Genomic DNA, 13,793 nt, shown 5'->3' with positions numbered 1-13,793 from the left:
TCCTATTGAGCGGGGCCGTACACCGCAGCTGCGCGGTCCAGCTCCCCTCCCGCCGGCGTCGCGCCAGGGTCGCCGACCGTGGTCTGCCAGCTGGTCGTGTATTCCACCGGGGAGGCAGCGTGGAGCACATCGCCGTGGTACCAGTCGACCTGGGTGCGGGTGGAGTCCACGTCCACGACCATCATGCCGTGGCGGCTCAGGTCCACGTACTTGTACCAGTGATCCACCGTGGTCAGAATGTCCTCGCCCAGGCGCAACGCCTCCTTCACCGCCGGTGCGGCAACCGGGGACGGCACGATGGCGTCGTAGGCGCTGCCCGCGGTGACAGAGGGGACGATGAACTCCGCGGCGACGACATCCGTATCGCGACGCAACCGGTAGTCCCCCGCCGACGCCGGGATATCCGCCGCCCACGAGGAGTGAATGTCGCCGGTGAGAAAGACGACGTTGAGCCCCGGCTGCGACCCCTTCGCCCGGCGCGCGGCGATGAGGTCGATGATGTGCTGACGCTCGACCATGTAGCCGTCCCATTGGTCGGTGTTGAGCGCCACCCCGTCCGGCGGCACGCCAACCTGATCGACGAGCCAGTCGTGCACCCGCGGGTCGAGCGTATTCGGCAGGGTCATCGGTGCGAACATCACCGAGTTGCCGATCAACTGCCAGGTCGTCGAGGAGGTGGTCAGCACGTCGCCGAACCAGCCGAACTGGTCGGTTCCCATCATCGTGCGCGAGGAGTCGTTCACCGTATTCAGCGGCCCCTGCAGGTCACGGTAGGTGCGCAGGTCCGGCAGGATCAGTTCGAACAGCCGTCCGTAGCGCAGGTGGCGGTAGAGGTGACGGTCTTCCCCGGTGTTGAAACCCTTCCCGGCGCGCACCGGCATCCACTCGTAGTAGGCCTGAGTGGCCGCGCGGCGCACCTCGGCATATTCTGCCGGGCCGCCGTACTCGGAGTCGCCGGTGGCACCGTCGCGCCAAGCGTTGTCGAAGAACTCGTGGTCGTCCCAGATGCAGATCATCGGCTTGGCGGCGTGCAAGTCGGCCAGGTCGCGGTCGCGGTGGTAATGACCCTGGCGAATGCGGTACCCGGTGAGGGTGCGGGTACGCTGCGCAGGTTCCACGATGCGCACGATCTCACCGTAGGCCGCGCCGTACTCGCCGGAGTCGTACTCGTAGGTGTAGTCGCCGAGGTGGAGGATGAACTCCACGTCGTCACGGTCGGCGAGTTCGCGGTAGGCGCGGAAGTATCCGGCCTCGTAGTTCGAGCAGGAGCACACCCCGAAGCGCACATTGCCGGGATCTGCCTCCAGCGCCGGTGAGGTGCGGGTGCGTCCCACCCGCGAGGTCTCCCCCGTGGCCGGTCCGTCGAGCACGGTAAAGCGGTAGTACAGGGTGGTCGCCGGGGTCAGGCCGGTGACGTTGACCTTCACGGTATGGTCCACCGCAGCGTCGGTGACCTGCTCGCCAGAGGCGACAATCGACGCACCAAAACTGGAGTCCGTGGCGACCTCCCAGCGCACCGTCGTCGGCTCGCCCGCCCCGGACCCGGGCGTGGCTTCCGGGGTGGGGGTCACCCGGGTCCAGATCACCACACTGTCCGGCCAGGGGTCGCCGGAGGCGACGGAATGCAGGAAAGCGCCGGACGCACCGGACGCTGCAGCGTCCTGCGCGGTGCCCTGAGCGTCCTGCGCCTGCGCCTGGCCGGCGACGGTGAGCCCGGCACCGGCGACGACCGCCCCGGTGAGGAAGCGGCGGCGGGAGACACCTCCGGGTGCCGTAGCGTCCGGCAGTGTTTTGTTTCCCGGCGTCCTGATTCCCAGCGGCCTGATCGGCACAGTCGTATTCTCCATCTTCTCGCATCGGCACCGGCCGTCCACCGGCTGCCTCGACGGGAGATCACGGTATCCGCCCCGGGGTGGTGCCGCCGGGCGAGATGAGGGTTGTCGGGGACTGTTGTCGCAGTGTTCATCCCCGGTTAACGTGACTCCCACCAAAAATATTCTCACAGTTTGGGACGCTTGGCGTCACATTTTAGGATAATCGTTCTGCTACCGATACATTCGTGAAGCATGACGAATCACGACAGAAGCTCCGCCGCTGCACCCACCCCTGAGGCCAAACACAAGGAGGACCGCTCCGCGGCCATCGCCGTCACGGCCTTCCCGGTGTTCATCCTCGCCGGCACACTCGCCGCCTTCCTCGCCCCGGCCGTATTTATTCCCCTGACCGACCACATCAACCTCTTCCTCATGGTCATCATGTTCACCATGGGGCTGACGCTGACAATCCCCGACTTCAAGATCATCGCCACCCGCCCCACCCCGGTGATCGTCGGCGTGATCGCCCAGTTCGTGATCATGCCGCTGCTGGCCATCGGCGTGGCGAAACTACTCGGCCTCAACCCGGCGCTGGCCGTGGGCCTGCTGATGCTCGGCTCGGTGCCCGGCGGCACCGCCTCCAATGTGATCGCCTATCTGGCCAAGGGCGACGTCGCCGTCTCCGTGGCCATGACCAGTGTGTCCACCCTGGTCTCCCCCATCCTGACCCCGGCATTGATGCTGCTGCTCGCCGACACCCGCACCGAGGTCGACGGGGCCGGCATGGCGCTGACCCTGGTGCAGACCGTGCTGCTGCCCGTCGTCGGTGGCCTGCTGATCCGCACCGTGCTCAATCGGTGGGTCGACAAGGTCGCCCCCGTGCTGCCGTGGCTGTCGATCCTCGGCATCGGCGGCGTGGTCTTCCCCGCGGTGGCCAATAACGCCGAACGCCTGGCCCAGGTCGGGCTGATCGTCTTCGCCGCAGTGCTGCTGCACAACCTCTGCGGCTACCTGCTGGGATACCTCACCGGACGACTCTTCCGCCTGCCTGAGCCGGTCAACCGCACCATGGCGATCGAGATCGGCACCCAGTCCGCTGGACTGGCCTCCGGCATGGCCGGACGTTTCTTCTCCCCCGAAGCCGCCCTACCCGGCGCCGTGGCCGCGGTGCTGCACAACATCACCGGTGCCATCTACGCCGCACTCGTACGGCGTCGCCCGCTGCCCGGCGAGCGTGATGCTGCGGCAGACGAAGCGTCCGACGCAACGTCCGACGCTTCAGCGACGGAAACTCAGCCGACGATCTCGTAGGAGTCGGCGGTGACGCGCGCAGTAACGCCATCGGTGGTGATCAGCGCCGCGTCCGGCTGCGTGGTATCCACCACGAAGCGGTTGCCGATCTCGGTGACGCTCCCGTCGTCGAGGGCACCGGCCTGGGAGGGGCTCGCCGCATTGCCGAGCAACCCGTAGAGCACCGGGTCGCCGCCGACGCGGTAGGCCACACCGTTGGCGTCGCCGCCGCGGGTGGCCTGCCAACCGGCGTGGAAATTCTCCGCCTGGCAACCCCAATCGAAGCCATCGGCCTCCTGGCTATCGCGGAACATGCAGACCATCGAGTCCTGCCCGTTGAGCGGGACGGTGTAGTCGGCCAGCTCAAGACGGCTCTGCTGGGTGCCCGCCTGCCCATCGCCGGAGGACGGCACGGGGTCGGGTGCCGGGGCACCGTCAGCGCCGTCGGTACCTGCCGAGCCATCCGTGGACGCCGAGCCCGGCGTCGGTTCAGGGGCGTCGCCCGCTGCGGCGTCCCCGGCGTCCCCGGCGTCCTGCTCGCTGGGCATGTCACCCGAGAGCGCAGCGTCGGCCGGGTCAGCACTCACGGATCCGCCCTGTGCCTCCTCGACACCGGCACCGTCGTTATCGCAGGCAGCAAGGAAGAGGCCTGCGGCAGCCGCCACGGCGAGCCCTGCCGCGGGCAGGGTCTTGCCTCGTCGAGTTCCAGTCACATTACGCACAGGACTCATCTCCAGTATCTGTAGTTCACAGTAGTGTCACCCCCACCGTGCCACACCGGTCCAGTGAAGCGCCAGAGAACGTACACCTTCCCGGCATCCCACACGATGCTGGTAGTTATCATTGGTGAAATGGCCTTGTCAGTGTTCCGGGACCGCCGCGGCCCCATCCTCGTCGCGATCATGCTGTCCTCCGCCCTCATGGCCGTCGATGCCACCGTGCTGGCCACCGCCGTGCCCAGCATCGTCGACGACCTCGGCGAATTCTCCCGCTACCCGTGGCTGTTCTCCGGGTACCTGCTCGCCCAGGCCGTCACCGTGCCGGTCTTCTCGAAACTCGCCGATACCTATGGACGCAAACCGGTGATCCTCACCGGCATCGGCGTCTTCGTCCTCGGCTCCGCCCTCGCCGTCGCCGCGCCCTCGATGACCGTGCTCATCCTCTGCCGCATCATCCAGGGCATCGGTGCCGGCGCGGTCCAGCCGATGGGCCAGACCATCGCCGGCGACATCTACTCCGTGCGTGAACGCGCCAAGGTGCAGGGCTACCTGGCCAGCGTGTGGGCCATCTCTTCGATGCTCGGGCCGCTGCTCGGCGGGTTGTTCTCCCAGTACGTGTCCTGGCGTTGGATCTTCGTGATCAACATCCCGCTGGGCCTGCTCGCCGCGGTGATGGTCTGGCGCAACTTCCACGAGAAGGTGGAGCGCACCCGCCACCGCATCGACGTCGAAGGTGCCCTGCTCCTTACTCTTGGGCTCACCATGCTGCTCTTGGGTCTGCTGGAAGGTGGCGAAGCCTGGGCCTGGACCTCCACCGCCTCCCTGGTCTGTTTCCTCGGCGGGGTTATGGTCCTGGCGGTGTTCGTGCTGGTGGAACGCCGCGCCGCCGAACCCGTGGTGAACCTGCACCTGCTGTCGCGGCGCCTGATCGTGCACGCCGTGGTGATCTCCGCGGCCATCGGGGCCATCGTGCTCGGGCTGACCAGCTTCGTGCCCACCTACCTGGAACGTGCCGCCGGGGCCACTCCCGTCGCCGCGGGCATCGCCGTCGCCGCGTTGACCATCGCCTGGCCGCTGGCCAGTGCCAACGCCGGACGCATCTACGTCCCCCACGGCTTCCGCGCCTCGATCACCCTGGGCACCTCGATCGTGATGGTCGGTACCGTCCTGCTGCTCCTGGTGGTCGGCCAGCAGAACATCTGGCTCATCGTCGCTGTCGCCCTGGTGATGGGCGCAGGCATGGGCTTCACCGCCGCACCGAACGTGGTGGCCGCACAGTCCTCGGTCGGCTGGTCTGAGCGTGCCGAGGTCACCGGTCTGACCATGTTCGCCCGCTCGGCGGGCAGCGCCGTGGCCGTGGCCGTGTACGGCACGGTATCGAATGCGGTCTACTCCGGCGGCGGCTCGGTGGTCGATGCCACGACCGGGGTGTTCTACGGGGTCGTCGTGGCGGCCGTGGTCCTGCTGGTGGCGGCGTGGACGTTGCCGCGGCGCTAGGCGATGTCACCTGAGTCATGCCCCAGGAACAAAAATGGCCGATTCTCGACCTGGGGCATGACTCAGGTGACATCCCGTGACATCCCGGATGGCCTTGCTGCCGACGGCTCACCCACCCCCGGCTGCACGCCGATGCCGCTAGCATGGGGGCCATGACAATCCTGCGGTTCGTCCTCAACATTCTCTGGCTGGTCACCGGCGGAATCTGGCTGTTCCTCGGCTATATCCTCTTCGGCCTGATCGCCTGCGTCTTCATCATCACCATCCCCGCCGGCGTCGCCTCATTCCGGATGGCCAGCTACGCCCTGTGGCCCTTCGGCCGCACCGTAGTCACCAAGTCCACCGCCGGTTTCGGCTCCGGGCTGATGAACGTCATCTGGTTCCTCGTCGCCGGCCTGTGGCTCGCCCTCGGGCACATCGCCACCGCCGCCCTGCAGGCCATCACCATCATCGGACTGCCGCTGGCCTGGGCGAACCTGAAGATGATTCCGGTCACCTGCTTCCCCTTCGGCAAGGCGATCGTCGAGGACTCCTCGGCGCGGATGATCCCCGAGCCCAACGCCTAAACTCCCAGTGCCGGATGACCCGGCGCTCTCACCACCCCCGCCCCGAGGACCGCGAATACAGGTGCTCGGGGCGTCCTGAACTTCCATACCGCAGCCGCACGGTGACGACTCCCCGCCCCGCCAGTGCCGACAGCCTGCGCTGCGCGGTCGCACGGGACACCCCGGCGACCTCGGCCACCTGCGTCGCGGAGTGCTCACCGGAGCCCAACGCCTCGAGGACGAGATCCTCGGTGGAACTTCCGGCCGCGGTGGCCGGCTGCGTCGTCGCGTGCATCACCGCCATCGCCCGGTCGATCTCCTCCTGCCGCAATGGATGAGGTGTCCCGGTGACCCGGCGGAACCTGATGTAGCGCTCCAGGCGCTCCACGAGCTCCCTTCGGTTGAAGGGTTTCACCAGGTAGGCATGCACCCCGGCGGTAAAGGCCCGCCGCACGGTGGACGCCTCGACGGCCGCGGACAATACGAAGGCGTCGACGCGTGCCGTACGCACCAGCTCGATACCGTCCCCGTCGGGCAGGTAGACGTCGGCGAGCACGAGGTCCGGGACGAGCCCCGGCACGACGTTCGCGTCCCGTCCCTCCAATACGGCCCTGGCCTCCGCGCAGGTACCGACCGTCGCCTGGACCTCGAAACCCGGTACCGAGGCGACGATGTCGGCGTGGATCGAGGCGACCCGGAAATCATCGTCGACGACAAGCACACGCAGGTTGCGCGGTGTGCGTGCGGTCGAGCGGGCGTCCTGGTGGTGCGTCATCGTGTCTCCTCGTCTGAAGTGGTTGAACCGTCAGTTGCGCCGAATACACCGGGTAGCCGGACGCCGAATACTGCCCCGTGACCTGGACGCGTGCCGCCGCGGTCGATGACCCAGAGTTCGCCGCCGCGCCGGCGCAGCATCTCGCGCGACAAGGCAAGCCCGATCCCGTGGCCGTGGATCGGGTCAGGCACAGGTTCAGCGGCAGGGCTCTCGGTGTTGCCGGGATCGACTGCGTCCAGTCCAGGTCCGGAGTCCGCCACCATGAGGGTGAGCGCCAGGTCGTCCTGCATCGCAGTGACCTCCACCCACCTCTCTCCGTCCGCCGATTCAGTACGCAGGGCGGCCGCCACGGCATTGTCCACGAGGTTCCCCAGGACCGTGGCCACGTCCTCGACTGCGCCAGCACTGCCAGCACCGCCGATCTGGCCGAGGACCAGCGTGTCCTCCCCGACCCGCAAGCCCACACCACGTTCACCGGCCTCCATCGACTTGCCGCCGAGGAAGGACTGCAGGAACGGTTCATCAAGCAGTTCCGCGCCCTGCAGCGGGAAATCCACCGGGCCGCGCTCGGCCATGTCCTGCAGGAACGCCCGAGCGTCGTCGATGCGTCCGGCATCCAGGAGCCCGGAGGCGGCGTGGATCCGGTTGGCGAACTCGTGGCGCTGCACCCGCAGCGTGGAGCCCATCGCCTGCACGGTGCCCAGCCTGCGCGTCAGCGCGGCGAGGTCCGTGCGATCACGGACCACCACCACGGTGCCGAGGTGACGTCCCGCCCTGGTCACCGGGTGAGAATCTATGTAGAGGACGCGGTCGCCGACAACCACGTTGTCCAGCGATGCTGGACGCGCGCCTTGCCGGGCACCGGTCGTTTCGTCCCCGGTGAGCTCGCGGACGACCCAGGCGGGCAGGCCCAGGTCAGCCAAAGAGACCGTGGTGTCGGTACCCGGGCCCGTGCCAAGTCCATCCGCGCCGAGCAGCCGCGCAGCGACCTCATTGCACACCTCGACCGCACCATCCGGGGTCACCGACAGCACGCCGTCGTCCACCCCGTCGAGCACCGCGGACTGGTGGCGGACCAGCGCCACCAGCTCCTCGGGCTGCACCCCGAGCGTCAGCCGCTCCCAACGACGACGCATCAGCACACTGGCGAGCGCCCCAATGGCCAGAGCCGCCGCCCCAGCCGCGGCCACCCCGACCAGAACAAGGGGCAGATCGTCGAAAACACTCGCCCGCCGGAACCCGACGCTGACCTCGCCGACGGGCTCACTGTCGGCGACCTCCCGCGCCGAGTCGTCCGGCGCGTACACCGGGACCTTGGCCCGGGCGGACTGCCCGAGCGTGCCGGTCTCCCAGGCCGTGACCTCCTCGCCGCGCAAGGCGGCCTCATGGTCAGTGCTGACCCGCTCCCCGATCCGCTCAGGGTCCGGGTGTGCCAGCCGGATACCGTCGGCGTCGGTGACCACCACGAACAGGGCTCCGGTCCGCGCCTCTATTCCGGCGGCGAGGTTTACGAGAGCGGCAGGGTCCGTGTCCGACTCCGTGTCCGCCAGGTCCGCCACGTCCGCCACCGCGGCGCGCACCTGGGGATCCTCCGCCACGGACCGGGCGATCGACACGGCCGAGTCCATCGCCTGCGACTTCAGCCGCTCCACCGAAATCCAGGTGAAGATCCCCGAGCACACGGCGACGACGGCGACCACCGTCGCGAGCTGCAGCAGCAGAACTTTCGTGGAGAAACGCACGTCGTGGAGTTTACTTCACCCACGACGGCATCGATGAACAAAATGCACACAAGTCAATGTTTGCACTCAAGGAGATCTAACGCACACAAGGATCGTCAGGTGGCCTGCATCACTTTAATCTTCGACTGTCCGGTCAGACACACCCGAAGGAGATGCGATGACCACCGCAGACACCCTGCTCCTCGCAGAAGACTACAACCTGAGCCACACACCGTCCGACGGGATCCTCGTCGCACTCGGCTTCCTGATGATCCTCACGTTCATGGCCCTGATCATGACCAGTCGGATGACACCGATGCTCGCACTGATCCTGGTGCCGACCGTCTTCGGCCTCATCGGCGGCGCCGGCCTCGGCATCGGCGACATGGTCATCGACGCCGTCAAGGACATGGCACCGACCGCCGCGCTGCTCATGTTCGCCATCATGTACTTCGGCATCATGATCAACGTCGGACTCTTCGACCCGCTGATCACCTGGATCACCCGGATCCTGGGCAATGACCCGGCGAAGATCGTCTTCGGCACCGCCGTGCTCGCCGGCGTCGTCTCCCTCGACGGCGACGGCTCCACGACCTACATCATCACCACCTCCGCCATGCTCCCGCTGTACCTGCGACTGGGCATGAGCCCGGTCATCCTGACCTGTGTGGCCGGCCTGGTCAACGGCACGATGAACATCGTGCCCTGGGGCGGGCCCACCGTGCGCGCCGCCGCAGCGCTGGGCGTGGAGCCCTCCGAGGTCTTCGTCCCCATGCTGCCGTCGCTGGCCGCCGGACTGGTGATCTGCTTCGTCTTCGCCTGGCTCATGGGCCTCGCCGAGCGTAAGCGGCTGGGACGCCTGGAGACCTCCCACCTCACCGGGATGACCCCGCGCAACGAATCCACTGATGCGGACGTCGCAGCCGCCGCAGGCGGTGCCGGCGACGTCCCGCCGGTCCACCAGCAGACCTCGATGGCGGACACGATGCTCGACCCGAACCGGGCCTCGCTGCGTCCGACGCTGCTGTGGTTCAACCTCGCACTCACCGTGGTCGTCATGGTGCTGCTCGTCGCCGATCTCTTCCCCCTGGCCTATGTGTTCATGGTCGGCGCGGCGATCGCCCTGACCGTCAACTTCCCCCGCCTGAAGGACCAGGCCAACGAGATCGTGGCCCACTCCAGCTCCATCGTGGCCGTGGTCGGCATGGTGCTCGCCGCCGGCGTGCTCGTCGGCGTGCTGGACGGCACGGACATGGTCACCGCCATGGCCGAGTGGATCACCGGGATCATCCCCGACTCCCTCGGCGGTTACCTCGCCCCCATCACCGGCCTGCTGTCGATGCCGATGACGTTCTTCATGTCCAACGACGCCTTCTACTTCGGCATTCTGCCCGTGCTCTCCGAGAGCGCCGCCCACTTCGGCATCGAGCCGGTGCAGATGGCCCAGGCGTCCATCACCGGCCAGCCGGTGCACATGCAGTCCCCTCTGGTCCCCGCGATCCTGCTGCTGGTCTCGCTGGCCAACGTCGACCTCGGCGCCCACCACCGCAAGGTGCTGTGGCGGGCGGTCGTGGTCTCCCTGGTCATGCTGGCCGTCGGCATCCTGATCGGGCCGATCCCCCTCCACGTGGGTTAGGCGGGGTAGCCCGCCCAACCCACGGGCCTAACTCACCTGACTGAAGGTGACCTCGGACATCGTGGAGTCCACGTTCACGGTCAGGGTGTTCACGTCGCTGTCAGCGCTGTCAGTGCTACCAGTGCTATCGGCACCGCGGACCAGCGCGCCGTCCAGGGTGCCGCAGTCGACACCCGCCATCGTCACCGACTCGCAGTTCAGGTGCACGCGGTAAGACGGCCCGTCGGTGGTGCGCGGGAACAGCACCGTGACCGACCCCATGGTGGTCGACAGGTCGATCACGCTGTCCTGCTCCACCGTGGCTGCGGTGAAGTCCAGCGTCGGCGAACTCATCGTGTAGGAGTAGCTGCTGTACGCAGGTACCTCATGGATCTGCGGGGAATCACCGGTGAACGTCCCGGAGTACGTGCTGCCGTCCGTGGATGTCACCCCACCCCACCGGGGAGCCAGGATCGCGCCGAGCGCGATGATTCCGGCAACCACGGCCAGGACAACGGCCAACACGATAGTCACGATCAGGGCGCGCAACCCGCGGCGCTTCTTCTTCGGAGCGCCGGACGCACCGGACGCAGCATCTGCGTCACCGTCGCCGGGCTCACCGGGGTCCGGCAGGTCCCAGGCGAAGGGGGCGGTGCCCAGCGGATCCCACGACGGCGGCTGACGACGCGGCGGCTCAAAACCCGGCGCGGCGGCAACGTCGCCGAGGTCAACGGTCGGCGCAGCGTCCTGCCCCTGCGTCGGAGCCTGAGTCGGCTCGTAAGACGGCTGCGTCGGCTCGTAAGCCGGCTGGGTCGGCCCCTGTGCCGGCCCCTGCCATCCCTGGTGGTCATCGCGTTCCAGCAGCCCGACCGGTGCCACCGGCTGGCGTTCGTAGAGCAGCCACCAGGCCACACCCGTCACTGCCGCGCAGACCACCATGCCGGTGAGGGTGATCCCACCGCTGAGGATGCCGCCGAAAACGAGGAATACCGCGCCCACGATCAGGGTGCCGATCGCCAGCGAGCGGTCCTCGGCGAAGCGCGGGTCGCGCTCACCGCGCATCAGCACGTCCAGCGGGGAACGCGGCACGGTGTAGCGCCGCATGACCAGCAACGCGATGCCGTAGGCCCATAGGCCCACACCGCCGACGAATGTCGCCAGGACGAACACCAGGCGCACCAGCAGCGGCGAGACCTGGTAGCGCACGGCGATGCCTTCGCACACGCCGAAGAACCAGGAGCGGGTGGACTGGCTGCGCGGGAAGCGGACGGGGCGGGTCTCCCACATCCGACGCAGCGTGGATTCGAAGTTGCCCCGGGGACTGCCCGTGCCTGGGGTCGTTGACTGTGCCGTGTAACTCATGGTCCTCATTCTTCGCGGAGCTCCAGCAAAGCACATCGGGGATGGCCCTGAGATGAGCCCTGAGATCGGCCCTGACCGCGAATCTCAGGGTTGTCCCCGATACCCTGCGGGCCCCTCGCCCTGGCAGGCTTGTGGGTATGAGTCACTCCCCTGTCCCGCGTCCCCGGGCGGGCGCGCGCACGGCACGCACCCCCGCGCCCGACCTGTTCCGGGTGTCCGAGGGCAAACTCGTCGCCGGGGTGTGCACCGGCCTGGCCGCCCACCTGGGCGTGCGTCTCACCGTGGTGCGCCTGTTCTTCGCCCTGGCCAACATGGTCGCCGGGCTGGGGTTCATCTCCTATGCCGCGCTGTGGGTGTTCACCACGCGGGTGGGCACCGCCGCCGAGGCGAGCAACCCCACGTCCGTGGCGTCCTGCCGCGCCCGCGGCCTGGACCTGGGCCTGGTGAACCGTCCGGTGCGGGGCGTCGACCGGCTGATCGTGGTGCTGGCTGTGGTGATCTTCCTCGCCGGGGCGGCGACGCGCCCGCAGGTCGCGGTCAGCGCGTTGCTGCTGGCCGGCGGTGTGCTGCTGGTGTGGCGCACCTTCGGCCCCAATGCCCTCGCCGGACGCCCCGGGCAGGACGGCCCGGCGTCGCGCATCCCTGGCGGGTTGCAGTGGGCCAGCCTCGTCGGCGGGCTGCTGCTGCTGGTCGTTGGTATCGGCGTCACCGTCTTCGGCATCAGTATTGACGACAGCGGTGACACAGATGGGACCGGCGGGGTGATCGTGCCGGCGCTTATCGCCGCGGTCGCGATCATCGCCGGGCTCATCGTGGTGCTCATCCCGTTGTGGCTGCGCCTGTGGTCGATGGCCAACGCCACCGCCCGCGAGCGTGCCGCCGAGGAGGAGCGTGCGCGCATCGCCGCGCGCATCCACGACTCCGTGCTGCAGACCCTCACCCTGATCCAGAAGAAATCCGGCGAGCCGGAGATCGCCCAACTCGCGCGCAGTCAGGAGCGTCAGCTGCGCCAATGGCTCTTCGCCCCCGGTGAGTCGGTGCGCACCGAGACACTCTTCGGCGCACTACGCGTGGCCTGCGGCGAGGTGGAGGACACCTTCGGCGTGCAGATCCGTCCCGTGATCGTCGGCGAGGACCGCGACACCGACGACGCCTCCGTGGCCCTTCTCCTCGCCGGACGCGAGGCGATGGTCAATGCCGCGAAACACTCCGGCTGCCGCGAGGTCAACGTCTACCTCGAGGTCGGCGAGGTGAGCGGGCCAGGCGCACTGGAACTCTTCGTGCGCGACCGCGGCCCCGGCTTCAGCGTCGAGGACATTCCGGCCGACCGGCAGGGGGTGCGCTCGTCGATCATGGACCGGATGCGGCGCGTGGGCGGTAGCGTGGAGATCGACTCGGGGCAGTTCGGCACCGAGGTCATCCTGCGGCTGGAAGGGCATGCACAGTGACGGTTTCGGTGTTCCTCGTCGACGACCACGCGATGTTTCGCACCGGAGTGCGCGCCGAACTTACGGGGCGTCCCGAAGTGGAGGTCGTCGGTGAGGCCGGCACCGTCGGCGACGCGGTCGCCGGCATCCGGGACGTCGCCCCGCAGGTCGTCCTGCTCGACGTACACATGCCCGACGGCGGCGGGCTGCAGGTGCTGCGCGATCTCGCCGCGTCCGACCACCTTCCGCACGTACTGGGATTGAGCGTGTCCGACGACCCGACGGACGTGATCTCGCTGATCAGGGGCGGTGCGCGCGGCTACGTGACGAAGAACATCAGCGGTGATGAGCTGGTGGACTCCATTCTGCGCGTGCACTCCGGCGATGCGGTGTTCTCCCCGCGCCTGGCCGGCTATGTGCTCGACGCCTTCACCGCCGGGCCGGCCGAGGCGGCGGCCGTCGAGCCCGTCGAAACCACAGAAGCCGCAGAACCCGCGCCCTTGCCCGACGACGCCGACCAGAGCGTCCTGTCCACGCTCACCCCGCGCGAGAAGGAGGTCCTGCGCCTGCTCGCCCGCGGCTACACCTACCGGGAGATGGCCGCGCGCCTGTTCATCTCGGTGAAGACCGTGGAAACCCACGTCTCCAACGTGCTGCGCAAGACCCAGCAGACCAACCGACACTCCCTGTCGAGGTGGGTGTCCGACAACAGGCTGGGGTGAGCGTGTAGAAGTGGTGGGCATGAGTAATCAGAAGGCCAGCTACACCGTCACCGTCGTGCGCGACAATTCTGTGCAGGACGCACCGGGCGCCGCGGACGGCTCAGCCGCCGCAGCGTGGTGCGCCGCCGTCGCCGGCGTCGAGGGTGCCGTCGTATGGGGCGATGACTTCGATGACCTCGAGGCCGGGATACGCGCCAAACTCGCCGAGCACGCGCCCGGGGTCGATGCCGAGCTGACGTGGGAAATCGACAGCGGCGACGGTGCCGATAGTGCCCACCAAACACCCCTGAACTCGATGTAGGCACG

Annotated in this window: 12 protein-coding genes; 7 read left to right on the top strand and 5 right to left on the bottom strand. The window is 68.1% G+C overall.

Going from position 1 to position 13,793, the window contains the following annotated elements:
• Positions 1-2 precede the first annotated feature (2 nt).
• On the bottom strand, positions 3-1,847 hold the full coding sequence (locus ACT3SZ_RS08095) for an alkaline phosphatase D family protein (RefSeq protein ID WP_444618026.1): 1,845 nt from the start codon (positions 1,845-1,847) through the stop codon (positions 3-5).
• A 219-nt stretch (positions 1,848-2,066) separates the two neighbouring features.
• Here ACT3SZ_RS08095 and ACT3SZ_RS08090 point away from each other — a divergent pair, with 219 nt between their 5' ends.
• Complete coding sequence (locus ACT3SZ_RS08090) at positions 2,067-3,125, top strand: bile acid:sodium symporter family protein (RefSeq protein ID WP_444618025.1); 1,059 nt, start codon at positions 2,067-2,069, stop codon at positions 3,123-3,125.
• Here ACT3SZ_RS08090 and ACT3SZ_RS08085 read toward each other — a convergent pair.
• Positions 3,107-3,835, bottom strand: coding sequence for a hypothetical protein (locus ACT3SZ_RS08085; RefSeq protein WP_444618024.1), 729 nt, complete (start codon positions 3,833-3,835; stop codon positions 3,107-3,109). The genes ACT3SZ_RS08090 and ACT3SZ_RS08085 overlap by 19 nt on opposite strands.
• Positions 3,836-3,955: 120 nt before the next feature.
• On the opposite strand from ACT3SZ_RS08085, the gene ACT3SZ_RS08080 reads away from it, so the two are divergent.
• Together ACT3SZ_RS08080 and ACT3SZ_RS08075 are read left to right on the top strand one after the other, a co-directional pair.
• Positions 3,956-5,320 carry an MFS transporter gene (locus ACT3SZ_RS08080; protein ID WP_444618023.1) on the top strand — a complete coding sequence of 455 codons (1,365 nt, stop codon included), beginning with the start codon at positions 3,956-3,958 and terminating at the stop codon, positions 5,318-5,320.
• Positions 5,321-5,481: 161 nt separating this feature from the next.
• Complete coding sequence (locus ACT3SZ_RS08075) at positions 5,482-5,886, top strand: YccF domain-containing protein (protein ID WP_301443664.1); 405 nt, start codon at positions 5,482-5,484, stop codon at positions 5,884-5,886.
• 28 nt (positions 5,887-5,914) lie between these two features.
• On the opposite strand, the gene ACT3SZ_RS08070 is transcribed toward ACT3SZ_RS08075, so the two are convergent.
• Both ACT3SZ_RS08070 and ACT3SZ_RS08065 read right to left on the bottom strand, forming a co-directional pair.
• Positions 5,915-6,640: a response regulator gene (locus ACT3SZ_RS08070; RefSeq protein ID WP_444618022.1), complete on the bottom strand. Its 726-nt coding sequence runs from the start codon at positions 6,638-6,640 to the stop codon at positions 5,915-5,917.
• Positions 6,637-8,382 (bottom strand): ATP-binding protein, encoded by a 1,746-nt coding sequence (locus tag ACT3SZ_RS08065; protein WP_444618021.1) that lies wholly within the window; start codon positions 8,380-8,382, stop codon positions 6,637-6,639. Before ACT3SZ_RS08065 ends, ACT3SZ_RS08070 begins: the two co-directional genes overlap by 4 nt.
• Positions 8,383-8,539: 157 nt before the next feature.
• Between ACT3SZ_RS08065 and ACT3SZ_RS08060 the strand changes: the two genes are divergently transcribed.
• The gene (locus tag ACT3SZ_RS08060) at positions 8,540-9,997 is read left to right on the top strand and encodes a CitMHS family transporter (protein ID WP_444618020.1); all 1,458 of its coding nucleotides are present in this window, start codon (positions 8,540-8,542) and stop codon (positions 9,995-9,997) included.
• A gap of 27 nt (positions 9,998-10,024) precedes the next feature.
• On the opposite strand, the gene ACT3SZ_RS08055 is transcribed toward ACT3SZ_RS08060, so the two are convergent.
• The gene (locus ACT3SZ_RS08055; protein ID WP_444618019.1) at positions 10,025-11,338 is read right to left on the bottom strand and encodes a PspC domain-containing protein; all 1,314 of its coding nucleotides are present in this window, start codon (positions 11,336-11,338) and stop codon (positions 10,025-10,027) included.
• Positions 11,339-11,475: 137 nt separating this feature from the next.
• On the opposite strand from ACT3SZ_RS08055, the gene ACT3SZ_RS08050 reads away from it, so the two are divergent.
• From ACT3SZ_RS08050 to ACT3SZ_RS08040, 3 genes are read left to right on the top strand one after another with little or no spacing between them, the layout of a single operon-like run.
• Positions 11,476-12,786, top strand: coding sequence for an ATP-binding protein (locus tag ACT3SZ_RS08050; RefSeq protein ID WP_444618018.1), 1,311 nt, complete (start codon positions 11,476-11,478; stop codon positions 12,784-12,786).
• Positions 12,787-12,818: 32 nt separating this feature from the next.
• Complete coding sequence (locus ACT3SZ_RS08045; protein WP_444618073.1) at positions 12,819-13,487, top strand: LuxR C-terminal-related transcriptional regulator; 669 nt, start codon at positions 12,819-12,821, stop codon at positions 13,485-13,487.
• 19 nt (positions 13,488-13,506) lie between these two features.
• On the top strand, positions 13,507-13,788 hold the full coding sequence (locus tag ACT3SZ_RS08040) for a hypothetical protein (protein ID WP_444618017.1): 282 nt from the start codon (positions 13,507-13,509) through the stop codon (positions 13,786-13,788).
• Positions 13,789-13,793: the final 5 nt, after the last annotated feature.

The organism is Corynebacterium sp. AOP40-9SA-29, assembly GCF_052377405.1.
Classification (GTDB): Bacteria; Actinomycetota; Actinomycetes; order Mycobacteriales; family Mycobacteriaceae; genus Corynebacterium.
Note: the sequence above shows the minus strand (reverse complement) of the source record. Positions and strands in the feature narration are given on the sequence as shown.

What these genes read in the sequence shown, in the direction of transcription:
- ACT3SZ_RS08060 (WP_444618020.1), top strand. Translation starts at nt 8,540, where the DNA reads ATGACCACCGCAGACACCCTGCTCCTCGCAGAAGACTACAACCTGAGC.
- ACT3SZ_RS08070 (WP_444618022.1), bottom strand. Translation starts at nt 6,640, where the DNA reads ATGACGCACCACCAGGACGCCCGCTCGACCGCACGCACACCGCGCAAC.
- ACT3SZ_RS08040 (WP_444618017.1), top strand. Translation starts at nt 13,507, where the DNA reads ATGAGTAATCAGAAGGCCAGCTACACCGTCACCGTCGTGCGCGACAAT.
- ACT3SZ_RS08095 (WP_444618026.1), bottom strand. Translation starts at nt 1,847, where the DNA reads ATGGAGAATACGACTGTGCCGATCAGGCCGCTGGGAATCAGGACGCCG.
- ACT3SZ_RS08055 (WP_444618019.1), bottom strand. Translation starts at nt 11,338, where the DNA reads ATGAGTTACACGGCACAGTCAACGACCCCAGGCACGGGCAGTCCCCGG.
- ACT3SZ_RS08090 (WP_444618025.1), top strand. Translation starts at nt 2,067, where the DNA reads ATGACGAATCACGACAGAAGCTCCGCCGCTGCACCCACCCCTGAGGCC.
- ACT3SZ_RS08045 (WP_444618073.1), top strand. Translation starts at nt 12,819, where the DNA reads ATGTTTCGCACCGGAGTGCGCGCCGAACTTACGGGGCGTCCCGAAGTG.
- ACT3SZ_RS08080 (WP_444618023.1), top strand. Translation starts at nt 3,956, where the DNA reads ATGGCCTTGTCAGTGTTCCGGGACCGCCGCGGCCCCATCCTCGTCGCG.
- ACT3SZ_RS08085 (WP_444618024.1), bottom strand. Translation starts at nt 3,835, where the DNA reads ATGAGTCCTGTGCGTAATGTGACTGGAACTCGACGAGGCAAGACCCTG.
- ACT3SZ_RS08050 (WP_444618018.1), top strand. Translation starts at nt 11,476, where the DNA reads ATGAGTCACTCCCCTGTCCCGCGTCCCCGGGCGGGCGCGCGCACGGCA.